We start from the raw sequence: 1057 nt of genomic DNA on the forward strand, positions 1-1057 counted from the left end.
CCCGAAGCGGTCCTGACGCATCCGTGCAATAAGATGTTTAAGATGGGTAATCTGCGCTTCAGCGCTGACTGCTCGGGCTTCAGCGTCTGTGGCCCGGGTTTCGGCAGCACGGGCACGCGTCTCGGCGGCGGCAAGTGCCGCATGTAAGGCCGTTATGTCATCCATGCTTCCCGTCATGAAAAACAGTTCAGCACAAAACCGTTCAAAAGGGTACAGGACTATGGATCACGATCCCCTTTTTGTTACCCCGCCAGTTCAGGTCGCCATGTTTTCTGCGGATTACGCCAGTCGATCCCTTCGAGCAGACAACTTAATTGTGACGCACTCAGATGGATGGCCCCGTCCTTTGCCGAGGGCCAGATGAAATACCCACGTTCAATCCGTTTTGCATAGAGGGACACTCCAATCCCGTCATGCCAGATCAGTTTCACCAGATCGCCGCGTCGGCCACGAAAGACAAAAACATCACCAGCATAGGGGTCTCTCCCCAGAAACTGTTGAACCCTCAGCGCCAGACCGGGCATGCCAAGGCGCATGTCTGTCGCACCTGCCGCCAGCCATATCTTCAGACCAGAGGGAAGAGGGATCATGAGCGTAAAACCTGAAGGAGTTTCCTCAGATCTTCAATCGCGATCCGGCTGTCAACCATCAGCTTCTCGCCACCAGGAAAAAGAATGCTGGCTTCATGTCCACTCCCGCAGGACTGGTCTTCACCCACCCCTTCAGCAGGGGATGTCATATGAACCGGCACAAAAGAAAGCTGCTCTTTCGCAGACGGGTTTACGAAATCCAGTCTCTGACGCCATCGGTAAACGACGCTGACGTGGACACCAAACTGGCGCGCAACAGCACGGACTGACTGACCAGTTTCATAAGAAGCCAGCACAACCCGACGTCTGAATGCGTCATCATAGGCCCGGCGCCGTTCGCCAACAATTTCAATAACCGGATGAAGGGCTCGCGATGCTTGTGTCGCAGCGAATGTCGCTGCGACACAAGCATCATTCTGTTCTGATCGCTCTGTCATGAACAGAACACATCACCACACCATAAAATC

2 protein-coding genes are annotated in these 1057 nt (G+C 54.3%); both read right to left on the minus strand.

The features are described 5' to 3' along the window. Window positions 1-242: 242 nt before the first annotated feature. A complete protein-coding gene (gene tnpB, locus GOB85_RS18790) occupies window positions 243-590 on the minus strand; it encodes an IS66 family insertion sequence element accessory protein TnpB (protein WP_010515587.1) in 348 nt (115 codons plus the stop codon). Further along, window positions 587-1027: an IS66-like element accessory protein TnpA gene (gene tnpA, locus GOB85_RS18795; RefSeq protein WP_165993580.1), complete on the minus strand. Its 441-nt coding sequence runs from the start codon at window positions 1025-1027 to the stop codon at window positions 587-589. The genes tnpB and tnpA overlap by 4 nt, the downstream gene beginning before the upstream one ends. Window positions 1028-1057: the final 30 nt, after the last annotated feature.

This window comes from Acetobacter fallax (genome assembly GCF_011516735.1).
Taxonomy (GTDB): domain Bacteria; phylum Pseudomonadota; class Alphaproteobacteria; order Acetobacterales; family Acetobacteraceae; genus Acetobacter; species Acetobacter fallax.